This window comes from Rothia sp. HMSC061C12, from assembly GCF_001815755.1.
GTDB classification, from domain to species: domain Bacteria; phylum Actinomycetota; class Actinomycetes; order Actinomycetales; family Micrococcaceae; genus Rothia; species Rothia mucilaginosa.
Map to the genome: position 1 here is coordinate 36,108 of NZ_KV821875.1, position 26,684 is coordinate 62,791.

Genomic DNA, 26,684 nt, shown 5'->3' on the forward strand with positions numbered 1-26,684 from the left:
ACACGTGAGAAATCATGCGTTCGAGTGGGAGTATGAGGGCAAAGGCATAAAAAGCGGGGGCACGAAAAAACGGGGTGCCACTCCCCCAGCCAATAAATACTAGAAATACTAGCCGGAGGGCGGCACCCCGCCTCATGTCTGTAACCTCAACAGACCGCTTTAGTTGTCCGAGTCTTCGTCATCACCGAAGAAATCATCGGTGTACGAATCGCCCAGCGGCAGACCCAGCGAATCCTCCAGCGAAGAACCCGCCGCAGACTCGCCACCCAGCTCAGCCATGATGCCGTCCAGCAGCTCATCCGGCTCAGCAGAGGCAGCCGCAGCCGCCGCGGCAGCCAGAGTCGAAGCCGACGCCGCGCCCGCAGAACCCGCATAAGCACCCTCGGCGCCCAGCTCATCCGGCAGCTCCTCAGCCTCAGCGCCGGGGGTCTTCGCCTCCTCATGCGCCGCCAGCAGGGTACGCGCCTCACCAATGACCGTAATCGAACCGGTAATCAGCACACCCGCTGACTCCTGCTCAAAGAGTGCGTTCTCCATGGCGGTGGCAATCGCCTCGTCCAGGTGCTCAAACACCTCAATCGAGTCTTCGTCCAGACCCGCATCCAGCGCCAGCTCGTGTAGACGCTCCGGCGCAATCGCACGCGGCGAATCCGACGCCGCCAAGTACAGGCGGAACGTGCCGTCAGAAGCGTCAACGTACTCTTCGCGCATGGTCTCAAACATGCCCAGAGCATCCTTCTCACCCAAAATACCGACCACGGCGTGCAGGTGGGACAGCTTGAACGCTTCAGTCAGCGCAGCCGCGGACGCACGCACACCGTGCGGGTTGTGGCCCGCATCCAGGATGGTCAGCGGCTCGGTGCGCACAACCTCCAGACGGCCCGGCGAGCGCACCGTCTCAAACGCGGTACGCACCACGTTCTCGGGCAGCTGACGCTGACCGCCGAAGAACGCCTCCACGGCGGCGAGAGCCACCACGGCGTTCTGCGCCTGATGCGCACCGTGCAGGGACAGCGGCACATCCGGGTACTCGCCCGCCAGTCCGCGCAGGGTCAGCAGCTGACCGCCGACCGCAAGCTCACGGGAGACAACGCCGAACTCCACGCCCTCAAAGGCGAAGGATGCTTCCTTCTCGCGGGCGGAGGCGAGCAGCACGTCCGCCGCTTCCGGGTCCTGTGCCGCAGAAACCAGGAAGCCACCGGGCTTGATAATGCCGGACTTTTCGGTCGCAATCTCGGCGAGGGTTTCGCCCAGCATGTCGGTGTGGTCCAGACCGATCGGGGTAACCACGGAAACCACGCCGTCGGCAACGTTCGTGGAATCCCAGGTGCCGCCGATACCGACCTCAAGCACCACCACGTCCACCGGCTCGTCCGCGAAAATCGCGAAGGCGAGCACGGTAACGGACTCGAAGAAGGTCAGGGCGGGCTCGCCGCGGGAGGTCATCTCCGCGTCCACAATCTGCAGGTAGGGGGCGATTTCCTCCCAAATGCGCACGAAGGTGGCGTCCGGTACGGGCGCGCCGTTAATGCAGATACGCTCGGTGACGCTCTCGAGGTGCGGGCTGGTAAAGCGGCCCACGCGCAGATCGTGGCCGAGCAGCAGCGCCTCGATCATGCGGGCGGTGCTGGTCTTGCCGTTCGTGCCGGTGATGTGGATGACCGGCGCGGCACGGTGCACGTCGCCGAGGATTTCGACGGCGCGCGCCACAGCGTCCAGGCGCGGCGACATCTTGTTTTCGGGTGCTCGCGCCAGCAGTTCACCGTAGACCCGCTCCACGCCCTCGGGGTCGGGAATTGCGGGGTAATTCTTCTCGCTCATTGTTCTCCTCACTGGGATAGCCGGACTGGGATAACCAGCCAGTGCCGGCGGGGGCCCACCGTGCGGCGGAATAACCGTGCGGCGGGATAGACGACGGGCCGCCCCGCCCAATCAAGGGGGCGGGACGGCCGTACGGTTCAGGCGTTTTATGCCTTGGCGACGCTAATGCTCAGCTCGGCTGCTTCGCTCAGCTGCAGGGACACGGCGAGGGTTTCGCCGGTCACCAGTGCCTCGTTGGCGCGCAGAGCTGCCAGAGTTTCCTCCGGTGCCGCGATGCTCAGGTTGATGCGGTCCGCAACGTTCAGGTCAGCGTCCTTACGTGCCTGCTGAATAGCGCGGATGGTGTCGCGGGCGATACCCTCGGCAACCAGCTCGTCGGTCAGCTCAATGTTGAGGACCAGGAAGCCGCCGGGCAGAACCGCAGCCGCAGTGTGCTCAGCACCCTCAGCGTCAGCGGCAACCACGGTTGCCAGCTCGTACTCGCCCTCTTCCAGAGCCAGGCCACCGTCCAGAGCGGCAACGCCAACCAGGACGGTACCGTCCTCGGTCACGGTCCAGTCACCGGACTTGGATGCCTTAATGGCAACCTGCACCTGCTTGCCCAGGCGCGGACCTGCCGCACGTGCGTTGACCTTCAGCTGCTGGGAGATACCGTAGTCGGCGGGGTCGACGGTGTCGGCGCTGACCAGCTCCACCTGGCGCAGGTTCAGCTCGTCCTCGACGATGTTCGCGAAGTACTCCGCGCCCTTCTCACCGAAAGCGGTGCCCAGGGCTGCGAACTGCTCAGGTGCGATCGCCACGGTCATCTTCTGCAGCGGCTGGCGCACGCGGATCTTCTTTTCCTTGCGCAGTGCCGAACCTGCGGAGCAGACCTCACGCACGGTCTGCATGAGAGCCAGCAGGTCGGACTCATCAGCGAAAGCGGATGCCTCGGGCCAGTCAGCCAGGTGCACGGAGCGTTCACCGGTGAGGCCACGGTAGATTTCCTCGCTGCTGAGCGGCAGCAGGGACGCGGCAACCTTCGACACGGTCACCAGTGCGGTGTAGAGGGTGTCGAATGCGTCGGTGTCTTCGTTGAAGAAGCGCTCGCGGGAGCGGCGCACGTACCAGTTGGTCAGTGCGTCGGCGTACTGGCGCAGGGATTCGCAGGCGTTCCAGATGTCGTAGGAGTCCATCGCTGCGGTGACCTGCTCGATGAGTTCGCGGGTCTTGCCGAGGATGAAACGGTCCATCACGTGCTGCGAGTCGTACTTGAGCTTTGCGCTGTAGCCTTCGCCGTTGTTGGCGGCGTTAGCGTACAGGGCGAAGAAGTGGTAGACGTTCCACAGCGGCAGCATGACCTGGCGAACACCCTCGCGGATGCCCTGCTCGGTCACGATCAGGTTGCCGCCGCGCAGGATCGGGGAGGACATCAGGAACCAGCGCATCGCGTCGGAGCCGTCGCGGTCGAGGACCTCGGAGACGTCCGGGTAGTTACGCAGGGACTTGGACATCTTCTGACCGTCCGAGCCGAGCACAATACCGTGGCTGATGACGTTCTTGAACGCGGGGCGGTCGAAGAGCGCGGTCGCCAGTACGTGCAACACGTAGAACCAGCCGCGGGTCTGACCGATGTACTCGACGATGAAATCTGCCGGGTAGTGGTTCTCGAACCATTCCTGGTTCTCGAAGGGGTAGTGCACCTGCGCGTAGGGCATGGAGCCGGAGTCGAACCAGACGTCGAGCACGTCTTCCACGCGGCGCATGGTGGACTTGCCGGTCGGGTCGTCCGGGTTCGGGCGGGTCAGCTCGTCAATGTACGGGCGGTGCAGGTCGGGTTCGCCGTCCTTGTTCAGGGGCAGGCGGCCGAAGTCTGCCTTGAGCTCTTCGAGGGAGCCGTACACGTCCATGCGCGGGTAGTTCGGGTCGTCCGAAACCCACACGGGAATCGGGGAGCCCCAGAAGCGGTTACGGGAGATGGACCAGTCGCGTGCGTTCTCAACCCACTTGCCGAACTGGCCGTACTTCACGTTTTCCGGGATCCAGTTGATCTGCTTGTTCAGCTCGTACATGCGGTCCTTGAAGTCGGTGACCTTCACGTACCAGGAGGTGATTGCACGGTAGATGAGCGGGGTGCGGCAGCGCCAGCAGTGCGGGTAGGAGTGCACGTAGGACTTCTCGCGGATCAGCACATCGTCTGCCTTGAGGGCGTTGATGATGGTGCGGTTCGCGTCGAATGCCTGCACGCCTGCAATCTCAGCCAGAGCGGTAGAGCCGGAGGCGGTGGGCTCGGCGAAGAGGTTCAGGAACTTTGCGCCTTCGTCGAGGGAGAGGATCACGGGGATGCCGTAGCCTTCACAGACCTTCTGGTCGTCTTCACCGTAGGCGGGTGCCTGGTGGACGATACCGGTACCGTCACCGGTGGTGACGTAGTCGGCGACGAGGATCTGCCAGGAGGTTTCGGTGCCCCACTTTTCGGCGTCTGCGAAGTAGTCCCACAGCGGGGTGTAGCGCACGTGCTCGAGCTGGGAGCCGGTGTAGCGTGCGGTGACGGCTGCGTCTGCGTCCTTTTCGGGCTGGTCGCCTTCGTAGCCGAGGTCCTTAGCGTAGGAGCCGAGCAGGTCGGAGGCGATTAGGAAGGAGCGGCCCTCGAACTTGCCTGCACCGGGTACAACGGAGTATTCAATCTCGGGTCCGACGGCGAGCGCCTGGTTGGTGGGCAGGGTCCAGGGGGTGGTGGTCCATGCGAGTGCTTCGACGCCGTCGAGTTCTGCGGCGACCTTCTCGTCAGCACCAAGGGCGGTGTCTGCGGTGAGGCGGAATGCGACGGTGACGGTCTGGTCCTGGCGGTCCTTGTACACGTCGTCGTCCATGCGCAGCTCGTGGTTGGAGAGGGGGGTCTCGTCCTTCCAGCAGTAGGGCAGCACGCGGAAGCCCTGGTAGGTCAGGCCCTTATCGTAGAGGCGCTTGAACGCCCAGATGACGGACTCCATGTACTCAACGTTCAGGGTCTTGTAGTCGTTTTCGAAGTCGACCCAGCGTGCCTGGCGGGTGACGTACTTTTCCCACTCGTTGGTGTACTTGAGCACGGATGCGCGGGCAGCGTCGTTGAAGTTGTCGATGCCCATTTCGAGGATTTCGCGCTTGTCGGTCATGCCGAGCTGCTTCATTGCCTCGAGTTCTGCGGGCAGGCCGTGGGTGTCCCAGCCGAAGCGGCGTTCTACCTTGTGGCCGCGCTGGGTCTGGTAGCGTGCGACGAGGTCCTTGGCGTAGCCGGTGAGCAGGTGGCCGTAGTGGGGCAGGCCGTTAGCGAAGGGAGGGCCGTCGTAGAAGACGAATTCGTTTTCGCCGTTTTCGCCTGCGGGGCGGTTCTCAACGGATGCGGAGAAGGTGTTGTCCTTCTTCCAGTAGTCGAGGACTGCTTCTTCCAGCGCGGGGAACTTGGGCGATGCGGTGACGCCGCTTCCTGCGGCTTCGAAGGCGCTCGCCTTGGGGTAAACATGGGACATGTGTTTGTGCGCCCTTATCTGTTGTTCTCAACGCTGAGAGGTTGGGGCGACAGGGTACGTAGCACTCGTCGTCCGCACCGTTTCAGCGGGTGAGGATTGACATGACGGGTGCAAGGACGCCTGGGCATCGCTGACTTGCCCGGGTTGTGCCGGGGGTCGGGATGCGGCGCGGTACCACCTTGCTTACTGATTTAACAGCTCAACGCACCGAACCCTCCCGGGGCTAGCGGGGTGTCGCGTGTCCGCGATACCTAGCCACCGGAAGAGCGGCGCGTTGGGCGGGTATCAGTCGCTTATTACAGCTATATCGGGCTTAACCGTCCGGTTCTACTGGGACTACATCTCTTCCGCTAAGACACCCTCGCCGCAGCGATTGGCGGGTGCCCGCAGGTGCGGTCCGTTCTTCCGAATTGCTCGCCGGTGATGGCCGGGTCGTTGCAAACACTAATAGTTTATGTGGCTTTTGTGCCTGTATGCAACCCCGCGGGGTGTGGGTTTGAACAGTACTTTTCAGACGCGCCGATGCCGAGGGCGTAAAACAGAATGGTTCTTCGTTCGGCGATATTTAGAGCGAGTAGGGGGCTTAAGGGGTCTTGCCTCACCCTGCACTCGGGCGTGTTTAAGGATGTATGTTTTTACATTCCCCCAGTGTTGCTTTAAGTGGGTTTCAATTTTTTCAAGGGAACCTGCGGGATTGCAGTCAGTGCAACCACAAGATATGGGGTGAACACCGATGTAATTCCACTAGATATTCACCCCTGCATGTTTTCACCCCCTCAATATCCCGTGTGGGAACCGGTTTTTCTGAATGATTCAGCAATGCATAGCGGGTGAATAGAGTGCATATTTCGGGGGTTCCGAGCGGGTTTCCCCTTGTTGAATCGGGTATTTCTCCTGGACTACTGAAGGCCTCCTCGCATTCAGAAGGTTGAGCCACCCCCTCTCCCCTCCCCAATCTTTTGCGAACACCGGGGCGAGGCTCTTTCATTTTTCGGGCCATAAATATGACTGAAATCACTTCATCTGATACGCGAGCACCCCACCTCCTGAAGCTCCATCCTTCAAATAATCCCCAGCTATTTAGGTGCACTCGCAATACTTTACGGTGATTGATATCTTGAGCAGTCTATAGGCTCCCAGGAATTACTAAGGTGTATTTTCGTGCATTTTGAGCTCAAAATAGTCTAAAATGAATCGTGCAACACATCAATGACGATTCGATAGCATCTGCCCTCTCACCGGGGTGTGAACACAGCAGTCTCAACGATGAGTTCACCGCGTATCCGTTCGCTCCACCAGCAGCATGTACGCACCCGAGGCTCCTTCCGGACGGGGACTAAAACCGCGGCACCTACCCGAAGTTTTGCCCCCTTTCACGACCTCACCCAACACGCCATACAACCACGCGCCCGCCGCCGGGTGCCCCGAGCCCGCCTCGGCATAATTCAAGGAGTTCACCGATGCTCTCGCCTACCCGCTCTTCGAGCACCCATTCTGCCGCTTCCCGCCTTGTCAGCCGCCGCGCCCTACTGCTCGGTGGTGTGGCAACCCTCATGGCTGGTTGCGCCTCCGATATTCGCCCGCTGAGCGAAGAAGCAAAAGCTAAGGTAGGCTCCCCCACCCCGTCCGCGAGCGCGACCGCTTCTGCGTCTAGTTCACCAACTGCTTCACAGTCTGCTTCGGCGACCGCATCAGCAAGTGCTAAGAGCAGCTCGTCCAGCGCGGCACGCGTACCCGTATCTGAGGATGCACTCGTTGAGGGTTGGGAAAAGTACCCCGGCCCTCTGAAGCTGACCGGCGAATACATGGGCGAGTACCAGCCCGCAACGGATTCTTCCCCTGCGAAGAACGTACCTAAGCCCCTCAAGACCGTTCCGCACCGTGAAGAACCGACCTTCCAGGGCGCCTACGAGACGTTGCGCGCCTACTACAGTGCTCAGATCACCGCACTCAAGGATGGCCACTATGCAGATCAGGCGATTGAGCTGACCTACCCGGCAGACAAGAGCGCCATTGATGAGGTCAAGGCGGTCAAGGAACTGTATGAGCAGAACGGCTGGTACATGGACTTCACGTGCAGCATTTCCATGCGGACTACGGAGCCTCGAACCGCCCTGAAGAACGGTGACGGCTACGTAGAAATCATGATGGACGCCAAGTATTCTGCCACCGCCATCCATCAGCCGGACGGCACCGAACGCAAGATACCGGCGATTACTCAGGTAGCCATTCCGCACGTGATGCTCTACACCGAGGGTAAGTGGTGGCGAATCGGCAACGATTATCTGAACGAGCGTCTGAATGGCGGCAAGGGCTCTTCCGACTCTTCTAGTTCCGCTGGTTCCGCTGGTTCCAGTTCCGCAGGTTCTAGCGGTTCTTCGTCCTCGGGTCGCGGCTCCACTAAGGTCTAAATCCGCAGGGGTCTAATACCCTAGTCGAGAGCAGCCCGTCTCATCAATTCCATATGCACTAGCCCAAAGTCGAGGAGGCGCACTCCCCTGCACCTCACCGACTTTGGGTTATTGCGTCTTAAAGACAATGTTCAGGGTTTTTTGACGAAGTTTTAAAACCAGTCTTCTATAGTAAGAAGTGGATACTTCATACCGCCGCAGTTCACGCTCCGGCACACCCGTATCCCGGTACCCCCCCCTGTACCGCACACAATACAAAAACGATGAGGCGGATCCTTTCGTACGCATCACAGCGTTGTGAAGCGAGCTACCTCGATCAACCACTTTCAGGAGATACCATGTCCTTCCGGCCGAGTGCACACACCAGCTTCTCTGCTAACGACCGAAACGGATTGACCCGCCGCACCGTTCTTTTTGGCGGTCTGACCGCCGGTGCTTTGGCTCTAGCAGGATGCGCCTTCAACAAGGATATTCGCCCCACCGGTAGCGGCGACACTTTCTCCGGCTCCCCGAGCGCCTCCGCCTCCCCCTCGGCGTCTGTGTCGGCTTCGCCTTCTGAGTCTGCCTCGGCTTCGGCCTCCGCTTCGTCTTCGTCCTCGTCAAGCCGTAGTAGCGCGAAGATTATTCCGTCCGACGAGTTCTTGAAGGACTATAAGAAGTACATTGGCGACGTCAAGTACGAGTACAAGCCCGCCATTGCGCACTATGTTGAGCCGACCGACACCTCCCCCGCGAAGAACGTCCCGATCCCGGTCATTGATACGGTGGCTCAGCGTACCGTCAGTCTCGAGGGCGCCTACAAGACCCTGGCTGCTTACCAGAGCGCGTACATTGCTGCGATGTACAACGGCGACCTGCAGTACCTCAAGGGTCTGGTCCACGGCGCTGACAGCGGTCTGGTCAACAATCTGAAGGCTATTGCTAAGCTCTACGCTGCGGGTGGTTGGACTAAGGACTACGAGAGTAAGCTGAGCATCCGTGACGATCTCGATGCGAAGGCTCTTGCCTCTTCCGATTTGGCTGTTGTGGCGTTCCCCTGCCGGGATGTCGTCAAGGAATACACCATCTACCAGAAGGGCACGGGTGAGGTTCAGAAGGCAAGCACCCTGGATGTCGTGATCTACGTGGTGTACGCCGAGGGCAAGTGGCGCGTGACCAGCCGCGAGTACTTCGTGTCGGAGTACAGCGACCAATTCCGCAAGGTCTTTGAGGGTCCCTCTGCTTCTGCAAGCAAGTCTAGCGGTGGCGGCTCCGGCAGCTCCGGTGGCTCTAGCTCCGGTAGCAGCAGCGATTTCAAGGTCTAGGCTCTGAGATTCTAAGCTCCAAGATTAGGATTTGAGCGCAGCGCCCCTGATGAAAGCGGGGCGGGTATCAACTGATACCCGCCCCGCTTTCGTATGTTCCTGTGCTTCTGTACCGCAGCGCTCCCCCGCTACTGCGCCAGCGAGCGCCTCAGCGCCCGGCAGGTGGCAACTACAGCACAGCAATACCAGCAGGCACAGCAACAGCCCCGCTCCTTGGCAACTAGGAAAACCAAGGATGCGGGGCTGTGCAATACTATCTGGCGCGTAGCTGGACTATCTAGCGCATAGCTACCTGGCGCGCCGCCTTCTAGGAGGTGGAACGCTCACGCAGACGCTCGTGAACCTCGCTCACAAAGCGGTTCTGATTATCGCGAGCATAATGCACGACCTCACCGATGACGGTAATAGCCGGTGCCTTAACCGATGCGCAATCCACCTGAGCGTTCTCAAGGGTCGTGACAGTCACACGCTCCTTCTCCGAGAAACCGTTCTCGATGGTTGCCAGCGGCGTGTCAGCCTCAATCCCACGAGAGAGCAGAGACGCCACCGTATCGGGCAGAGTGCGAACGCCCATCAGCAGCACCACAGTGCCCTGTGCACGCAGGGTCGCCTCAACCGCCGAAACTTCGGTCTCCGACAGGCCGGAGTGACCAGAAATGACGGTGAAAATCGAGGACACCTTACGCAGGGTCACCGGAATCGCCGCACGCGCAGGAACCGCAATAGCGCTGGTAATGCCGGGGATAACCTCGGCCTCCAGGCCAGCGGCGATGCACGCATCCAGCTCTTCAGCGCCGCGACCGTACACGTACGGGTCGCCGCCCTTCAAACGCACCACGGTCTTACCCGAGAGCGCGTAATCAATCATGAGCTGCTGAATGCGGGACTGCGGAACAGCGTGCTTACCGGGAACCTTGCCCACATCAACAATGAGGGCGTTCGGCGCGTACTCACCGTACTCCTGCGGGGCGAGGTGATCCAGAAGAACCACGTCCGCCTCACTCAGGGCACGTGCCGCACGCAGGGTCAGCAGGTCAGCGGCACCGGGGCCGCCACCCACAATGTAGACCTTGCCGGGGTTCTCAGCAGGCTCGCCGGGCAGAAGGATGCCGCGTTCCGTCACGCTATCGTCCAGGGTGTGCCCGGGCGCCCCGCCCGCGAGGATTTCGTCAATAGTGGCGAACTCGCGGGGCGGGAACGGAGGAATCTTCGGGCACATACTACGCTGCCGGGACCGGGTTGAGGTCACTGGGCTTGCCCACGGGAATCTTGGCACCGGTCAGCAGGACGGTGTTGGACTCGCCAGCTTCTGCCGCCGCAATTTCCTCGGGGGTTGCGGGGCGAATCTGCTCGCGCTCCAGCACGTACAGGTGCGAACCCTCGTCGCTGCCGTTGGGCTCGTTGATGAAGGCACGGAAGCGGCGCAGGCGGCGCTCGTCGCGCAGGGTTGCTGCCCACTCGTCCTCGTAGGAGTCAACGTGACGCTGCATGTCGCGCTCCAGGTCCTCGCACACGCCCAGGGAGTCCTCAATGAGGACGGACTGCAGGTGTGCCAGACCGTCGCCGTGCTCCTCATCCAGATCCTCGAGCCAGCGAGCGGTACGCTGCAGCTTGTCTGCGGTACGGATGTAGTACATCAGGTAGCGGTCAATGTAGCGGATGATGTCCTCGCTGGAGGCGTCCTTGACGAAGAGGCGACCGTGAGCGGGGTTCGCACCACCGTTACCACCCAAGTACAGGTTCCAGCCGTTGGTGGTTGCAATCAGACCAACGTCCTTGCCCTGTGCCTCAGCACATTCACGGTTACAGCCGGAAACACCGAACTTGAACTTGTGCGGGGAACGCAGGCCGCGGTAACGGTTCTCGAGCTGGACTGCCATACCGGTCGAGTCCTGAACACCGAAGCGGCACCAGGTCGAACCCATGCAGGACTTCACGTTACGCAGGGACTTACCGTATGCCTGACCGGACTCGAAGCCGGCATCCACCAGACGCTCCCAAATGTAGGGCAGCTGCTCCAGGCGAGCACCGAACATACCGATACGCTGTGCACCGGTGATCTTCACGTACAGACCGAACTCTTCAGCGACCTCTGCGATGACACCCAGCTTCTTAGCGGGAATCTCACCTGCGGGAATACGCGGAACGACGGAGTAGGTACCGTTCTTCTGCATGTTCGCCAGCGCACGGTCGTTGGTCTCCTGAATACCACCGCGGCCTGCGTCCAGGACGTAGGAGTTGCGGAAGGAGGAGAGAATCGACGCAACGGTCGGCTTACAGATAGCACAGCCGTCGCCACCGCGACCGAAGCGTGCCAGCACGGAGTCGAAGTCGTCCAGGCTGGTCAGGCGCACAGCCTCAGCCAGCTCAGCACGGGAGAAGTCGAAGTGCTCACACAGTGCCTTGGAGACGGTCAGACCCATCTTCTTCATCTGCTGTTCCAAAGTCTTCTGCAGCATCGGAACACAGGAACCACACTGGGTACCCGCGGTGGTGCAGGACTTCAGGGACGCAACATCGTGGTTGCCGTCAACGATTGCCTCGCGGACAGCACCGAAGCTGATGTTGTTGCAGGAACACAGGATTGCGTCGTCGGGCAGTTCGGTGTCGGGGATGCCGTCGCCGCCGCCAGCTGCGGTCAGGTAAACGTTCGGCTCAGCGGGCAGCTCGCGGCCAAGCAGGGGCTTGAGGGAGTCGAAGGGAGCGGTGTCACCGACGAACACGCCACCGAGCAGGGTCTTTGCGTCGCCGCTGGTCACGATCTTCTGGTACATGCCGCGTGCGGGGTCTGCGAACAGAACCTCGAGGCAACCCTCGGTGGTGCCGCGGCGGTCACCGAAGCCAGCGACCTGAACGCCAGAGAACTTCAGCTTGGTTGCGATGTCGAACTCTTCAACCTGAGCTTCTTCGTTGTCGTTGAGCAGGTTAGCTGCAACAGCGTCAGCCATAGCGTTAGCCGGTGCGACCAGACCCCAGGTGCGGCCCAGTACGCAGGCGACCTCACCGATAGCCCAAATGTGCTCGTCGGAGGAGTGGCATGCGTCGTTGACGAGAATACCGCCGCGCTCGCCCAGTGCCAGGTCGGCGTCGCGTGCCAGCTCGTCGTTGGGGCGAATACCGGCACCGAAGACCACCATGTCGGCGGGCAGGGTGCGGATTTCTGCATCCTCGGAGGGAGAATCTGCGATGGAGACGGAGACGACGTTGCCGTCAGCATCCTTGTTGATGCCGGAGATGTACACGCCGGTCTCAATCTCAATGCCAGTTGCCTTAATCTGGGCGTTCACGGCGTAACCGCCACCCTGGTCAACCTCAACGGAAAGCAGCCAGGGAGCCACATCCAGAATGGTGGGCTCTGCGCCCAGGTCCTTCAGACCCTCAGCTGCTTCGAGGCCGAGCAGACCGCCACCGACGACGATACCGCGGGGTGCGCGGCCCAGGGTGGACTGCAGACGGTTGACCTCGGAGACCATGTTCTTCACGTCGTCAATGGTGCGGAAGACGTGTGCGGCGTCCGAGTTAAGAATGGGGATACGAACCGCGCGGGAACCGGTCGCGAAGACCAGCACGTCGTAGGGGTACTCGTTGCCCTCGGTGTCGGTGACGACGCGGCGGGTGCGGTCAAGCTTCTCTGCGTGGCAGTTGTTGACCAGGTTGATGTTCTCTGCATTCCACAGTTCGGGGTCACCGAGGGTCAGATCCTTCTCGGTGTCCTTGAAAATCTTCTCGATAGCAACGCGGTCGTAGGGGATGTAGGGCTCATCGTTGAGGACGGTGATGGTGTCCGCTGCGCGACCGGCAGCTTCAGCGCCTTCGTGGTACGCGCGTACAAAACGCCACGCAGCGGGGCCTGCGCCGACAACGAGAATGTTGCGGGGGGTGTGCGACATGGATTTTCCTTCCTAGTTGTAATGCAGGTAGTTCATGGCACTTATCTACCCTCAGTGTGCGGCTGGATCGTGCCCGGTATTGGAACTCCTAGTTTCCGTACCGTTGGGCTCGTACCTGATGCGTACCGAGTAGTTGAAGCGCCCGCTTCTTTAGAATGCATCTGAAAATTACGAAACATTTTTGTGTGGGATTATGTTGTTTTCTTCAGGCAGTCAAAAGGCGTTTTAAACTACGACTTTTATCGTACACTCTAGCGCGGGGTCGAGGCATCGAAAATCCGCATTTTTTGGGAAAATTTTCTAAAAAATCCGCGGAATATCGGGCTGAAATAGGGTATTCTTACCTTACCTGAAATTAAATTAGGTAAGGCTAATCTACAAAATTCAAGGTCGTCTTTTTAGGGTAAAAATAACCTTTAGCACCCTCCGCGTGCCCCATTTCCAAATGTGGGTTTCATAAGGTAAACTCCAAACAAAGAACACACGAACCGCTATTGTGTCCTGCACCCCGCGCGGCGCAGACCACCACTTCGAAAGGAAACCCCCATGGCTGAGAACTGGGTACGTATCTGCGCTGAATCTGACCTCGAAGAAAACTGGGGTGAAGTCGCCCTGGTCGACGGCTACCAGTACGCCATCTACAAGACCAAGCACGGCATCTTCGCCGGCGATCACCTCGACCCGCACAGCCAGGCACTGGTCCTCGCACGCGGCATCGTCGGTGAGAAGAACGGCAACCCCACCATCACCTCCCCCCTCTACAAGGAGGTCTACGACCTGACCACCGGTGAGTGCGTCTCCGACCCCTCCTACTCCATCAAGGTCTACCCCGTAGAGGTCCGCGACGGCGACGTCTACCTCAAGACCGCCTAAACGCTCAGCCGTCTACGGCTCTCAAACACAGCAACACAAAAACCTCGGGAACATGACGTCCCGAGGTTTTTTGTATGGGTTTTCAGAAGCCTCTCATCAGGCGAGTGAACAGCGAGCGCACTAGCCTGATTTTAAGTCATCTAGGCGGCATCCAACTGGGCAATAGCCGCATCCATGCGGTCAATAAAGCACTCCGCCACCACGGCAGCAGAAGCGCCACCCTGCGCGTTCACCAGCGGCGCGGCAACCTTCACCGGCACACCGGTCGACTCAGCATCACGGCGCATCTTACCGGAGAAGAAACCATCCGCCAGCAGGTAAGTCGCGGCAAACTTAGGCTGATGTTCGGCAACGACCTCGTGGAACTTTGGATCGATAGCGGCAATAAAGCCGTGATGTACCGGAGCGTTCAGCTCGTCAGCCAGCAGCTCAGCGGCACGCTCCATATCGGCACGACCATCGGCGCGGGAAGAACCAGCGGCACCCTGCACCACAGGGCCGTCGCCGGGAGTCCAACCAGCCTCTTCCAGGCGGGCGCGGGTCAGAGCGGCAAGACGTGCATCCGGTCCCAGAGACTCGCCAATACTAATACGCTCAATACCGCTATTGCGTGCGGCACGACGCAAATCCACCTGAGTGTGGAAGCCGGTCGACAGCAGAATCGGCACGATCACGCAGGGCTCATCATTGGGCAGAGAGGCTGCGGCATCATCAACGCTGGGAGATTCCACATCCACATATGCGGCGTGGACACGGTACTCCACACCGTCATTACGCTGGGCAAGCAGGAACTTGATCTGCTCACGAATCAGCGTGATAGCTTCACGACCGGCGACCGAGTCAGTGCCGTGCGAAGTTGCGATTACATTCAGAATAGTCATATTTCCATTGTATGAAAGGAACACCCCGCTCCCCCACTCATGAACACGAGTGGCGAAGCGGGGTGTTGCACGAAGGCTAAATTTTAGCTCTTGCGGCGGCGAGCCACGACCAGTGCGGTACCCGCAGCCAGGGTGATAGCACCAGCTGCTGCGGCGAACATAGCGCCGGATGCGCCGGTCTGTGCCAGCTTGGAGGAGGAGCTACCGGAGGTCGAGGAACCACCTGCGGAAGAACCACCGTTAGAGGAACCGCCGTTGGAGCCGCTCACACCCAAGTTGTCGGAGGCGCCGGAACCTGCGTCAGAACCGCCGTTGGAGCCACCCTTGTGGCCGGCTGCGTTCTGGTCAGCGGTGCTGCTCTCAGAAGCAGAAGCGCTCGCGGATGCAGACTCACTTGCGGAAGCGCTCGCGGACGCGGATGCACTCGCAGATGCAGACTCGCTAGCCGATGCGGTCACCGATGCGCTGCTGGAGCTGCTTGCGGAGCTCGATGCGCTCGCAGAAGCGCTCGAAGAAGCAGACGCGCTAGCGGATGCAGACGCGCTCACCGAGGGGGTCACAGCGGGAACGCTCGGAACCGCGGTCGGGGAAGCGCTCACCGATGCGCTCGGAGTTGCAGAAGCACTCGGGGCTACAGAAGGAGCCACGGATGCGGTCGGCAGAGACGGCGAGGTGGGCTCTTCCGAAGGTGCTGCGGTGGGTTCTGCGGTCACGCTGGGCTCAGCGGTTGCAGAGGGTTCCACGGTCGGCTCAGCAGTCGGTTCTGCGGTGACAGAAGGTTCTGCAGTAGCAGAAGGCTCCGCAGTCGGCTCAGCGGTGGGAGCAACGGTCGGCTCAGCAGAGGGTGCCTCGGTGGGCGCAACAGTCGGCTCAGCGGACTTAGTGGGCTCTGCGGTCGGCGCCTCGGTCGGAGCAACAGTCGGCTCCGCAGTCACGGTAGGCTCAGCAGAAGGCTCAGCAGAAGGCGCGACGGTCGGCTCAGCAGTCGGTGCCACGGTAGGCTCAGCAGACTTAGTCGGCTCAGGTGCCTTAGTCGGTTCAGGTGCCTTGGTCGGCTCGGGTGCCGGGGTCGGTGCCGAGTTCGCTGCCAGGCGGTTCAGCCACAGCTGATCCTCATAGGTGTTCGGGTTCTCGAAGCTGGTCGGGTAGATAATATCGCCGTTGGGCAGCTCGAGAGCGTTGTAGCCGCCGCTCTTGTCGGTCTTGCGCATCGAGGAGAGCACCACCTCGTTCACCTTGTTCAGGTTGTCATCCATGAACACCAGGCGGGAGCCGGATGCGTCCACCACGACCACGTTACCCGCGCGGGTCAGGAACATGGTGGCAACCTCGGTCTTCTCGAAGCCCTCAAGAGTTGCGGACTCGCGGACCACGCTGAAAGTGCCGTTCTCGTACTTGAGAATCTGCACCTTACCGCCGTACCAGTTGTTCCAACGGTAAATGTAGCCCTTGGGGCTGACCAGGGTCGAGGGCAGGGCGGTGTCGTAGCCTGCGGGTGAAGAGTTCGGCACCAGGGACACGCCGTTGCTGCTCATGTGCAGCAGGTGACCCTTCTGAACCACCTTTTCGCCGGCCGCATCGTAGATGGAAGTCGACGGCGCGTACACGAAGCTGCCGTCGGGCAGCGGCGCGAGGGTCACGGTGTTATTGGAGAACGAGTCGCCGTAGTACTCGTCGAGCGAGTATGCGTTCACAACCTGCGGGTCGATAGAGGCGGGCTTCGGCAGAGCCTGCGAGGTTGCCTTGCCGGATGCGTCAATGATGGTGAGCTTGCCGCCGCCCTGGCCGTCAATGCTGACGATGCCCCAGGTGTTGTTGGCGGGGTTGTAGCCGATTGCCTTGACGGTGTTGGCGCCGAGGTCTACGTCGGAGTAGGTGCCGGAGGAGACGAGCTTACCCTCAGCAGTCACGGTGTACAGCTCGGGCTTGTTGGTCTCGCTGCCGATGACGAGCATGCGGTTGCCGTCAGCATCCACCGCGAAAACGCCCTTGATTGCCTTCAGGACGCCGGTGTCGGTCATCTTCAGGTTGGAGCTGGTCAGCACGGTGTAGGTAGTGTCACCACCGAAGCTCGGGGGTGCCACGTGCACGATGTGGTTCTGACCCAGACGTGCGGTGTTCTGGGGCAGGCTCACGCCCGCGCCGGTGTTGTAGGACTCGGCGACGCTGTAGGCGCTCTTGGGGGTGTTAGCTGCGCTACCGTTGTAGGAGATGCTCAGCGGGTCGAGGCTGGCGCCTTCGTTGTAGAAGTCGGAGAAGGCGTGGTTACCGTCGGCGGTCAGGTTCGCGGAGATGCCGCTGATGCTGACCACACCGTCCTTCTCGCTCTGCTTGGCGGTGCCGGTGCTCAGGGTCGCCATCTTGACTTCCATGGGGCCCTCGAACTTGCCGGAGGCGTAGTTCTTGGTGCGCACGGTCATGTAGAGGGAGCCGGTGCCGTCAGCGAGGTTCAGTTCCACGCGGGGGTTGGAGAAGGTGAGGTTCAGGGCGCAACCAGTTTCGGGGTCCTGACCTTCGGCGCAGTGGCCGGTGAACCAGAGGCGGCCGGCAGCCTGCAGGGTGACCTGCTTGCCGTCTTCAGAGACGGTGGTGGAGGTCGGGGTGAAGGTGAACTGCTTTGCGGTTGCGTCCCAGGATGCGCCGTCGGTCATTTCGCGGGGCATACCGTTGTAGGACAGGAAGGAGGCGCGCACGCCCCAGCCGAAGGATGCGCCAGCAGTTGCCTGGTCGCCTGCAGCGACATTCTGTGCGGCAACGTTCTGGGCAGCGATATTAATGTTCTCGGCGAGAACGGGTGCCAGGGGCAGGGCAACAGCGCCAGCAACGGCGAGGGCGCAGGCTCCCTTGGAGAGGCGGGTGCCAGATGTGAAAATCTTCATTGGTGTGTATCCATACTATCGACACTGTTAGGACAGGCTTACTATATCGACAGTGTGAGTATTTCTCAAGATACACACCAAATGAGCCATTTTATGACAAAACATCTCACAGCACACCGACAGGGCAATACCCCCTCAACATGCAACAGGGGCCGCCACCACCCCCAACTCCTACGCGACTAATCCTTCTTCGAGGTATGCATGCGTGACATGCCCAAAGCACCCAGAATCAGGCCACCACCCAGGGTCACCAAAATCGGCAGAAGAGGCGAGCTCTTATCCATGTTGCGGGTAATCTGCGCCTCCGTTGCCTTCACACCGTTCGGCGATCCAGGCTCAGTACGAACCTGAGAGGAAGAACCGTTCAGAATCGCGGCACGGCGAGACTGCGCCGCCGAATCAGTACCCGAAGGTAGGTTAGATTCGGGGGTCGCGACCTCAACAGGCTGCGCCTCCCCGGTGCGGTACCCCAGCGCCGAGGAAGACGCGGTGGCAGAGCTACCGGTAGCGCGCGGAATAGAAATCGTGGCGTCATTAGTACCCGGAGCCATGGCGGTATCAGCCTGAATACCGCGGGTCTTAGACGTGGAACCCGTAGCGGGTGCATTCGCGCCGGATGCGTCCGCAGTCTCAGAGGTAGATGCGGAAGGTACAGCAACCGGTTTCTCCTCGTTCACAGACGAAGAACCGGACGATGATCCACCGCCCTCAGAAGACGCCTGAGTCACCGTAAAACGCACCGTATTGAGCTGAAGGTTACCGTCACCGGCAGCATCAAAAGCCGCCACCAGGTACGTCTTACCAATCTGTAGGGACGCACCGGGCACACCAATCACCGCTTCGAAAGCGCCCGCAGAAATCGATTCCGGACTAACGTGCACAATGGCGAGCGCGTCACCCACAGTGTTGCCGTTGGAGTCGATTTCCATGACGATCAGGTCGTAACCCTTGTCATTCTGGGGGAAGTTCGTGGCACGGACCGTAACAGGCTTCGTATCATCCCGAGAGTCACCCTGCGAGTCCTGAATGGACAGGTACGCCTTGCCCTTGCGCTGATTCATCGGGTCATACACGCTATTGTCTTCGGAGATAACGTACTGGCCAGAATCCTTGTTCTGCGGGTTGTCTACGGTACGGCGGACCGTGTCAGTAGCGGTAGGCGAAGGCAGGCTCACTGCCCCGGGGCTGGGGGTGGCAGTCTCTTCGGGGGCTCCTCCCTCTTCACGCTCAATGTCGACCGGCGGCTGAGTGGGCTTTACCTTACCGTTGCGCGGGTCAGCAGCCTGGACCAGGCGGTTCCCCCGCTCGGTCACAAAAAATTCGTAGGAGGCGCCGTGGACCGTATCCTCCAGAACGATCACGTACACGACGTTCGAGTCCGTTGCCGGGCTCATCAGGAGGTTCAGCTCCCCTTCCTTGGTTCCTTCAGAGAGGGCCGGGTTCTCCAGAATGGAGCCACCGTACTCACCGGAAGGGGTGTAGAAGTTCACGTCAACTAGAACGCTGGAGGCCTCCAAATCTTCGGGGAAGCCTGTCCAGCGTAGCAGGTAACCATCATCCTTGAGCTGCGCCTTCATGGTGATTGTGGAGGCGGCACCCTGAACCTCCGGGTTCTGTTCAGTTTGATTCGGGGTCGCGTCCAGGGTCGTAGTTTTTTGCACGGCAGAGTGCGTCGTGACGGGCGCTTCCGTTGCGACAGAGGGTACAACAAGCCCGCACTGAAGCCCCGCAACCAAAATGGTTGCGGTGACAATACGGTGCTTCGCTGAATAAATACTCATGCAATGCATCTTTTCATGGTGGAAATGTGCGTGCTACTGCCCGTTCCTCATGTGCCGCGCGGACCCCCGAGTGCGACATGCACCCGGATTCGTCGTACCACACTCCGCTTCATATTTCAGGTGAAGAGGACCTGACAACAGCTCGCATCTATTTATCGGTTATTTCAACCCTATCACGAACCTTAAGGTTCATTCACGCGAGGGTAGAGTTTTTTTGAACACCCTGAATGCACGACTCGCCCCCTGGAATCTGCACCAACAGATAGCGGGGGTGAGTGTTCCTCATGAAACAACGAATATACTATGCGATGCCGTCAAAAAGCACGGATTAGGGGCGTTAGCCGCCGAGGACTCCCCTGCGGTGAGCCAGCCACGCGGCACCAACCACCAGCGCCAAACCGGTGCCTCCAAGAGCCCAGAAAGCTACACCGTGCTGCGCGACCTCTTCACTAGCGGGAGACTCCGCCGAAGCTGCAGCCTTCACGCCATCCTGACGCTCAGCATTCGCGGTGGAGTGCACCTGAGTGGTATTCGAGTTCACCGTAGCTGAACGATTATTAGACTCCGAATGAACCACGGGGGTGAAACCCTTATTTCCGTTACCAGAAGCTGCCGACGCTGCCTTTTCTTCATCCGTCAAAGCATCCAGCTTCGCGGTAGCAGCGATAGATGCCGGATCAGAGCCCGAACTGTACGCCGAAATCTGATTGGTGCGAGTCGGCTCAAAAGCCGAACGCGGAGCCATCGTACGTGCCTGAGCCAAAGCCTGCAGAGCCTGACGCTGACGCTCAGCCTTCGCTTCCTTTGCCTTGGACATGGCGCTCACCGCATCCAGAGTGGAGCGGGGTGCGCTCGCGGCAGACTGACCCGAGCCCGACTGGGTGTCATCAGAACGAGTCGAGACGGCGCTAGTAGCAGCCGAGGGGCTACCCTGAGTGGTACCGGTCGCCTCGGCCGCATTGGTGCTGGACGTGAGCGATGCGCTTGCATCCTGGCGGGGCGACTCATCCTTCGTCAAGGAGGTTGAGTTGCCGGTCGCCTCACCACTGACCTTGAATCGCACCGAGACAACTTCTTCCGCATACTCAGTATCGTCCGCATGCACCAGGTAGGCGGTGTACACCGAGCCGGTCTTCAGAAGAGAGCCGGGCATGCCGACCTCTTCCTTGAACGCGCCATTCACAATGCGATCAGAGCTGATGTGTGTAATGGACAGCGCATCACCCTTATGGTTGCCACTCATATCGGTTTCAACCACGATTAGGTCGTAGCCAGCCGCATTCGCGGGCAGACGCGCTGCACTGATAGTCACCGGCTTGGTTTCCTTATCAGAGCGAACCTCAGCATAGGCGACCTTCAGTTCCGCAACACTCAGGGTCTGAGTATCGCGAGAAGAGGTCAATCCGCCGGGGACCTGCTCCAGCTTCTGCGTGTGGGTTTCGAGGTTCGGGTTTTCAGCAGACTCGGAAGGCACCTCAGTCTTAACCTTATCCTTGCTACCCTTCTGATCTGCAGCCTGCTGGTTCTTCTGCTCCTCTTCACGAAGCTTTTCCATCGTCTTTAGCTCGTCAATGGTCGGCACCTGGTGGGCGTTTTCCTTCTTGTCCACCATCACCTCGTCAGAGTCATCCTCAATCGGGATAGCGTGCGGAACGAGGGAACCCTCAGAAATCATGAATTCGCCATAGCCCGCGTCGGAGGTCGTCAGGTCCATGACGCTCATGGAGTAGTAGCCCTCCTGGGGCATCTGCGGCATCTCAAAGGTGACGAGCATCGAGCCGTCGTCCGCACGCTCAACCTGCATTGCGGAGGGCTCGTAAGTGTCAGACCCAAGCAACGTGCCAGTGGCGTCGTAGTACTGCATTACCAGGTACACCCTAGAGGCATCGCCCACGTAGCCGCCCTCATAGAGGGGGGCGAGCTTAATGGTTGCCTGACCGTCCTTGATGGACTGAATCTGAATCTCAATAGTGTCGACCTCAATTTCGAGGTCTTCATAGGGGCAACTCGATTCAAATTCGCTATTAACCAGAGCCGCCAGGCAATCATTCACGTTAATTGCTTCAGCCTCTACTGCGGAGGCGCCAGGAAGCACAAAAGCGCTTGCACCTAAAGCGGCTGCAAGCGAAAGAGCATGAATGCGTTTCGGAAGTCGAGTGATAGTCATGTGCGCCATTTCGATCGATGTAGGCGCAAAGCCTGGACTAGGGAAGGCTCACCACAAGCCCGGTGTTTCTATCCAAGTATTTGCGCACCAGTACGTCGGTTACACCCTAGCCTAACACGGATATTGCACTTAATGTTGCATTGCATTCATGTGCTAAAACTTTATGTCGCAATAATTACCGAAATAAAAGGGAATTAATTACTTTACTGAGATATAAATAACGCAAAATTCGAATGTCAAAATATATTCTCTAAAGTGCACCAAAAAGAGATTTTTACACCGCCCCAAGGCGCACCAGACCACCGCGCAATAGAGTCAAACATCCGGGCACGCAGAAGGCGCCCCACCGAACACGCACCCATACGGCACGCACCCGACAGAGCGCCTCCCACTCAACAACTCCCCTACAGAGAGCCACGCCTCACAGCGCTAAGCAACAAATAGCTGACCTACTCAGCACCCAGCTCCTCAGCACCCTCAAGGCGGCGACGATACACATTAACCGCAACAGCAGTACCCACAAAGGCAACCGAACCCAGCAGAGCAATACTCAGCGGCAAGGTACCCTCCGGCAGCGGGCCATTATCCTGAGCGCTCGCCTCCAGCTTCGAACCGGCAGAATCACCGCGCGACTTCGAGCTACGCGTATAGAAACTACCCGAACCTGCAGCACCCACATTCTCCTGAGGCGAAGCAACAGTCACCGTCTCCCCCTCAGCAGACTGGTAACCCAACAGGTTCACCACGGTACGCCCCGGCAACATCACCGCATAACCAGACATCACCATCGTCGAAGGAACCACCGCAGTCTCAGCCACAGAACTACGAGCCTGCGCGGTAATCGCACGCGCCGACTGCTGCGTCTGCACAATATAGCCCAGAGCGCTATCCACCGACGGGATCTTAGCAACAGAATCAGTCACCAAATCTTGAGCATCCGCAGAGGCATCTGAAGAATCCACAGTGCTCACGCGACCCGAAGGGGCCGATGGGCTCACACGCTGATTCGCATCAGAAATCATCGGAATCTGCGGGTGAACAACAGTATTCGTAGGCTTCGGAGCCGGATCAACAGGAACCGCACGCTGAATCACACTCACACCAAAAGCACTGGTCGCCATGAGCTGCAGCTCCTCAGTGGAGTTACCACCCACCACAACCACACGGTAGCGCTTACCCGCATTCAAAGAGGTACCGGGAACCTTCAAATCAGCAGAGAAAGAAGCATCAGTCACCTGCTGAGGGCTCACATGCGTGGTCGCCAGCGGTGAACCCACGGCACCGCCGTCAGCAGGCATTTCAAAGACCATCACGTCATAGCCCAGGCCGCTCTCCGCAACGTTCCTAGCGCGCACGCTAATCGGCTGCAGCTCATCCGATCCGCGCAGCTCTGCGGTAGAAATTTCCAGGGTCGCCTCACGGGTCTCCGCAGGAGCCCGATCGGAGCGGGAGTGCACCAACAGACGATCCTCGGTCACCTCAGCGGGTGCCGCATCATTGGTAGAAGAACTCACCGAAGCAGAAGCACTGGCAGACGCACTCACCGAGGCGCTAGCAGATGCACTCGCAGAAGGACGAGCCGAAACTTTCTGCGATGCAGACGGCGCTTCAGAAGGTACCGGGGCGACCGTCGGGCGCGGGCTATCCTTCGCGGCACTCGGGGATGCGCTGGGGCTCAGGGACACCTCGGGGGCAGGATTCGCCTCCACGCGGTTAGCACGGGGAACACCGGGGGTGTCCGGGAAGAAAATGTTCTGGCTGCTAGCCATAATCTCGTCGACTGTTACACCGTACTCGGGCATAAACTCAACGGAGACAGTCTCGCCGTTGCTCAGATTCTCAATTTCCACCATGTACGGCTGCTCAACGTTGAGGCGCTGGTGGATGCTCAGCTCAATATTGCCTTCTTCATTCTTTGAGGCAGTCATCTGGGCTGCGGGTACGGTCATGGTCGCCACAACGCCATCTTCAACGGAGATGGCGGACAGGCGAACCCTCAGATTCTCCAAAGAGGTTACACCGGTCAACGACAGCAGGGTGTAGTCATTGCTCTGAGCAACCAGGTCCAAGGTAATGTCGTGGCTAACCACATCGGCGGCAACGGCGATGGGAAGTTCAGGCTTCGGGGTCTGCTGAGTCTGCGCGTGAGCGGCAGAGGCAAAGGTGGCGGGGGCCAGAGTTGCAGGCGCGACGGAGCCACCCAAACCGAGGGCGGCAGACGCTACTAGCGCCGCGCCGCGAGCAGTTCGCTGCGTGGAAAACATGGTCACCTATTTTCGTGAGTGAGTGTGATGAATCGTCGTGTGACTCCTGCGCCCAAAGGTCGGAAGTAGGCGCAGAATAACGGTTCTCTGATATCGGTGACCGGAGGCGCTTCACAGCGACTCCTCACCTCGGGTGAACGAGGTGGTAAAGAGTGATAGTACCGTCTATGACAGCACTCTAAATTATAGGTATAACCTTAGAAAAAGTTAAAGATGTAGGGACGCCCGAATCTTGCATTTCGGACATCCCTACATCTATATGCGTATTTTGCCTAGTGGGGCAATAATTACCCCGTTTTAGCGGCGAGAACTGAGCTGCATCTCACTACGGCGACGGCGGCTCAAACGCATACCGGCAAGCAGTGACAGCGATCCAGCGGCACTAATGACCAACATATTGGAGGCGCCGGTAGCCGCCAACTGCTCGCGCTTCTGCTGGGCACCGGAGGCAACCTTCTGGGAGCCAGATGCCTGTGCTTCGGCCTTCTGCGCGTTGCCCTTCTGCGCTTCAACCTTCTGTGCAGAGGCGTTCTGTGCAGGGACATTCTGCGCGGGAGCACCCTGATCACTAGCCGGAGCGTCATTCTTCTGCTCAGCGCCGCTCTCCCCCGCTTTCTGCTCGGTAGCAGAAGCCTGATCAGCCGCAGGCTCAGTAGGCACCGAAGCATCGACCGCGGGAGTCTCGACCGCGGGAGTGTCGGCTGCGGGAGCCTCGACAGTGGGCGCATCCTGCTCAGGGGTAGTGGGCAGGGGGGCTGCGGGCTGGCTATCCACGCCATCGCGTTCGACAGTAAAGCCGCCATTGACCATGCGCACAGTACCCTGCTCATCCTCCGCCACAGCACTCACACGGTAGGTAGTGCCGGGCTTGAGTGCCGAGCCAGGAATCTGCACCTGGGCAGTGAAAGCACCGGAGGCATCAATCTCAGAGACATCAGCCGAAGCAATCACGCCGCCGATTGCCACACCGTATTCGTCGACAGCACTAACCATCAGGTGTACCGAGCTGACACCGGTGAAGCCCTCGCCACGCAGGGTCAGGGTCTTAGCTGAGTCGTTTTCAGGAACTACGGTTTCTTCTACGTGCAGGCGGGCGGTCATCACGGGGTTAGCGGTGTCGTTGGTCTGTTCTTCGGTAGTGTCTTCTTTGGTGGTGTCATGGACGCGGTCAAAGAGGGTGTTACGCGGCAGGTCGTAGTGGCGGCGCGGATCATCCTCGGGCAGCACGTGGTCGAACTGCTCGGCAGTATTCGAGGAGGCCACCTGCTCGGACTGAACACCCTGAGTCGGCTGGGTAGCCTGCTCGGGCTGCGCTTCCTCTGCAGACTGCTTCTTCTTGAACTGTGCCTGCTCCGCCATTGCACGCTCAGCGGTGGCAACCGGAGCGGAGCCATTCTGTACATTCCAACCATTCATGAAGGGAACCTCAACTTCCTGGGCGGTGTAACCATTAGCTGCAGAGGGAGCCACCTCAACGCTCAGCACGTAACGCAGATTCTCGTGGACGTTCTGAACTTCTTCCAGCATGGATCCGGGCACCTCAATGCCATCCAGGAGGGTACCGTTCACAACGTCGGCGCGCGCGGGAGAAACAGCCAGCAGCATGCGGTTACCCTGGCTATCCAAGGCGTAGACGTAGGTCATCACTTCAAATGCCTGCGCTTCACCCAGGCCGGTGACCTTGTAAACCACCAGGTTCTTCTCCTGTGGAATTTCCATCTGGCCCGAGAGAATCTGAGCATTCAGCGGCTCATCCTGAGTATTTGCGGGCAGCAGCTCCAGCGGTGCAGAGGAGTTGTAGGAGGGATCCTCCGTCGCGTAGCCCTTGGCAGGGTCAACCACGGCAGTTGCGACGACGTACTGCTGGTTGGGGTCGAGGGTACCTGCAGGCAGGGTCAACTGGGTGCTGAAACGGCCACCGTCCACATCGAGTTCGGGCACGAGGGTCATCGTCACTGCAGAGCCGCGGCCCAGTGCGTAGAGGGGGTACTGGCGGTATTCGCTCACGTACACTGCCACACCGTAACGTTCAACGGCACCGCCGGTAAAGCCTTCACCGGTGACGGTGATGCTCTGGGAACGTGCCGGGTTAATGACGACGCCCTGCTCGACGTACACCTGCGGGGAGGTTTGGGTGGCAACGTTTTCGATGGGGGTTGCGTTTGTTGCGGAGGGGGGATTGTCGGGTTCTACCGCAGTCGATGAAGCAATTCCGCCGGTATTTTGCACCTGCACATCTGCGTGCGCAGTACCAACACCGGTAACGGACAGGACGGATGCAGCAATAGCGGCTGTTGCTCGGGTTTTTGAGTGAGCGGGTTCGGGCATGGAACACACCTTTTCTGTGAGTGTGAACGATACCCTCCGGAGGGTGCCACGGATTGAAGATGGTTGGGTACCTCTTCGGGAATGAACGCTATAACGCACGGACTAGTCATAACATTCATGTAATGGTGGAAGTTGCCGCGAAGGGAATCGCTCTATTTATCGGTAATTCCACACTAACAATACTTTTTAGGTTATTGCTGTAAATACGCTTTACGTCCTGACTATTTTCTTGTGCAATAACCCACATGGAATATTTTTTACTCTCCGGAACAGTATCAAGAGCACTCAAATTGCATGGACTAGGCGAAATTTTTCAACTCTCCCTTGAGGTTCAAGGTTTTATTGCATGCATATGCAGTTTTAATGGATTTGAGATAAAAATATTCTGCACATTCATGCATTTAATTTATTTCTTTTAAGTGAAAAAATCGCAGGTCACACCACTTTTACATGCGCATTGATTACAAGCGTGCATACCAATAACCACGCACAAAATAAGTCGACAAAATCATTCCGTTACGCCAGTCTGCACCCCCAATACGGAAGAGCCACTCCTCTCACCCCGCTTGCCGCACCCCCCTTGCCAGCCCCCCCCCC

At 59.4% G+C, this 26,684-nt stretch carries 13 protein-coding genes; 3 read left to right on the forward strand and 10 right to left on the reverse strand.

Annotated elements, in window-relative coordinates:
• Positions 1 to 159: 159 nt before the first annotated feature.
• On the reverse strand, positions 160 to 1,821 hold the full coding sequence (locus HMPREF3055_RS07270) for a bifunctional folylpolyglutamate synthase/dihydrofolate synthase (protein WP_070738738.1): 1,662 nt from the start codon (positions 1,819 to 1,821) through the stop codon (positions 160 to 162).
• A 146-nt stretch (positions 1,822 to 1,967) separates the two neighbouring features.
• Positions 1,968 to 5,309 (reverse strand): isoleucine--tRNA ligase, encoded by a 3,342-nt coding sequence (gene ileS, locus HMPREF3055_RS07275; RefSeq protein WP_005505755.1) that lies wholly within the window; start codon positions 5,307 to 5,309, stop codon positions 1,968 to 1,970.
• Between the two features lie 1,460 nt (positions 5,310 to 6,769).
• Between ileS and HMPREF3055_RS07280 the strand changes: the two genes are divergently transcribed.
• Both HMPREF3055_RS07280 and HMPREF3055_RS07285 read left to right on the forward strand, forming a co-directional pair.
• A complete protein-coding gene (locus HMPREF3055_RS07280) occupies positions 6,770 to 7,720 on the forward strand; it encodes a DUF6318 family protein (RefSeq protein ID WP_070738740.1) in 951 nt (316 codons plus the stop codon).
• A gap of 338 nt (positions 7,721 to 8,058) precedes the next feature.
• Positions 8,059 to 9,024 (forward strand): DUF6318 family protein, encoded by a 966-nt coding sequence (locus tag HMPREF3055_RS07285; RefSeq protein ID WP_070642513.1) that lies wholly within the window; start codon positions 8,059 to 8,061, stop codon positions 9,022 to 9,024.
• A 307-nt stretch (positions 9,025 to 9,331) separates the two neighbouring features.
• Here the strand turns inward: HMPREF3055_RS07285 and cobA are convergent, their stop codons facing one another.
• Positions 9,332 to 10,243, reverse strand: a complete 912-nt coding sequence (gene cobA / locus HMPREF3055_RS07290; RefSeq protein WP_049356776.1) for a uroporphyrinogen-III C-methyltransferase — start codon at positions 10,241 to 10,243, stop codon at positions 9,332 to 9,334.
• 1 nt (position 10,244) lies between these two features.
• A complete protein-coding gene (gene nirB / locus HMPREF3055_RS07295) occupies positions 10,245 to 12,914 on the reverse strand; it encodes a nitrite reductase large subunit NirB (RefSeq protein ID WP_005509080.1) in 2,670 nt (889 codons plus the stop codon).
• Between the two features lie 546 nt (positions 12,915 to 13,460).
• On the opposite strand from nirB, the gene nirD reads away from it, so the two are divergent.
• Complete coding sequence (gene nirD / locus HMPREF3055_RS07300; protein WP_005505749.1) at positions 13,461 to 13,787, forward strand: nitrite reductase small subunit NirD; 327 nt, start codon at positions 13,461 to 13,463, stop codon at positions 13,785 to 13,787.
• Positions 13,788 to 13,927: 140 nt separating this feature from the next.
• Here nirD and HMPREF3055_RS07305 read toward each other — a convergent pair whose 3' ends face one another.
• The 6 genes from HMPREF3055_RS07305 to HMPREF3055_RS07330 all read right to left on the reverse strand — a co-directional run bounded on the left by HMPREF3055_RS07305 (position 13,928) and on the right by HMPREF3055_RS07330 (position 26,087).
• Positions 13,928 to 14,668 carry a sirohydrochlorin chelatase gene (locus tag HMPREF3055_RS07305; RefSeq protein ID WP_246822811.1) on the reverse strand — a complete coding sequence of 247 codons (741 nt, stop codon included), beginning with the start codon at positions 14,666 to 14,668 and terminating at the stop codon, positions 13,928 to 13,930.
• Between the two features lie 83 nt (positions 14,669 to 14,751).
• Positions 14,752 to 17,547: an HtaA domain-containing protein gene (locus HMPREF3055_RS07310; protein WP_070738742.1), complete on the reverse strand. Its 2,796-nt coding sequence runs from the start codon at positions 17,545 to 17,547 to the stop codon at positions 14,752 to 14,754.
• A 179-nt stretch (positions 17,548 to 17,726) separates the two neighbouring features.
• On the reverse strand, positions 17,727 to 19,328 hold the full coding sequence (locus HMPREF3055_RS07315; protein ID WP_070738744.1) for an enoyl-CoA hydratase: 1,602 nt from the start codon (positions 19,326 to 19,328) through the stop codon (positions 17,727 to 17,729).
• Positions 19,329 to 19,665: 337 nt separating this feature from the next.
• Positions 19,666 to 21,495 (reverse strand): hypothetical protein, encoded by a 1,830-nt coding sequence (locus HMPREF3055_RS07320; RefSeq protein WP_246826920.1) that lies wholly within the window; start codon positions 21,493 to 21,495, stop codon positions 19,666 to 19,668.
• Between the two features lie 449 nt (positions 21,496 to 21,944).
• The gene (locus HMPREF3055_RS07325; RefSeq protein WP_070615882.1) at positions 21,945 to 23,759 is read right to left on the reverse strand and encodes a propanediol dehydratase; all 1,815 of its coding nucleotides are present in this window, start codon (positions 23,757 to 23,759) and stop codon (positions 21,945 to 21,947) included.
• Between the two features lie 297 nt (positions 23,760 to 24,056).
• Entirely contained in the window at positions 24,057 to 26,087 is a 2,031-nt protein-coding gene (locus HMPREF3055_RS07330; protein WP_070615884.1) for an adhesin, read from the reverse strand.
• Between the last annotated feature and the right edge of the window lie 597 nt (positions 26,088 to 26,684).

Coding starts and splice junctions, on each gene's coding strand:
- nirB (WP_005509080.1), bottom strand. CDS start 12,914: ATGTCGCACACCCCCCGCAACATTCTCGTTGTCGGCGCAGGCCCCGCT.
- nirD (WP_005505749.1), top strand. CDS start 13,461: ATGGCTGAGAACTGGGTACGTATCTGCGCTGAATCTGACCTCGAAGAA.
- HMPREF3055_RS07305 (WP_246822811.1), bottom strand. CDS start 14,668: ATGACTATTCTGAATGTAATCGCAACTTCGCACGGCACTGACTCGGTC.
- ileS (WP_005505755.1), bottom strand. CDS start 5,309: ATGTCCCATGTTTACCCCAAGGCGAGCGCCTTCGAAGCCGCAGGAAGC.
- HMPREF3055_RS07280 (WP_070738740.1), top strand. CDS start 6,770: ATGCTCTCGCCTACCCGCTCTTCGAGCACCCATTCTGCCGCTTCCCGC.
- HMPREF3055_RS07320 (WP_246826920.1), bottom strand. CDS start 21,495: ATGACTATCACTCGACTTCCGAAACGCATTCATGCTCTTTCGCTTGCA.
- HMPREF3055_RS07310 (WP_070738742.1), bottom strand. CDS start 17,547: ATGAAGATTTTCACATCTGGCACCCGCCTCTCCAAGGGAGCCTGCGCC.
- HMPREF3055_RS07285 (WP_070642513.1), top strand. CDS start 8,059: ATGTCCTTCCGGCCGAGTGCACACACCAGCTTCTCTGCTAACGACCGA.
- cobA (WP_049356776.1), bottom strand. CDS start 10,243: ATGTGCCCGAAGATTCCTCCGTTCCCGCCCCGCGAGTTCGCCACTATT.
- HMPREF3055_RS07315 (WP_070738744.1), bottom strand. CDS start 19,328: ATGAGTATTTATTCAGCGAAGCACCGTATTGTCACCGCAACCATTTTG.
- HMPREF3055_RS07325 (WP_070615882.1), bottom strand. CDS start 23,759: ATGTTTTCCACGCAGCGAACTGCTCGCGGCGCGGCGCTAGTAGCGTCT.
- HMPREF3055_RS07270 (WP_070738738.1), bottom strand. CDS start 1,821: ATGAGCGAGAAGAATTACCCCGCAATTCCCGACCCCGAGGGCGTGGAG.
- HMPREF3055_RS07330 (WP_070615884.1), bottom strand. CDS start 26,087: ATGCCCGAACCCGCTCACTCAAAAACCCGAGCAACAGCCGCTATTGCT.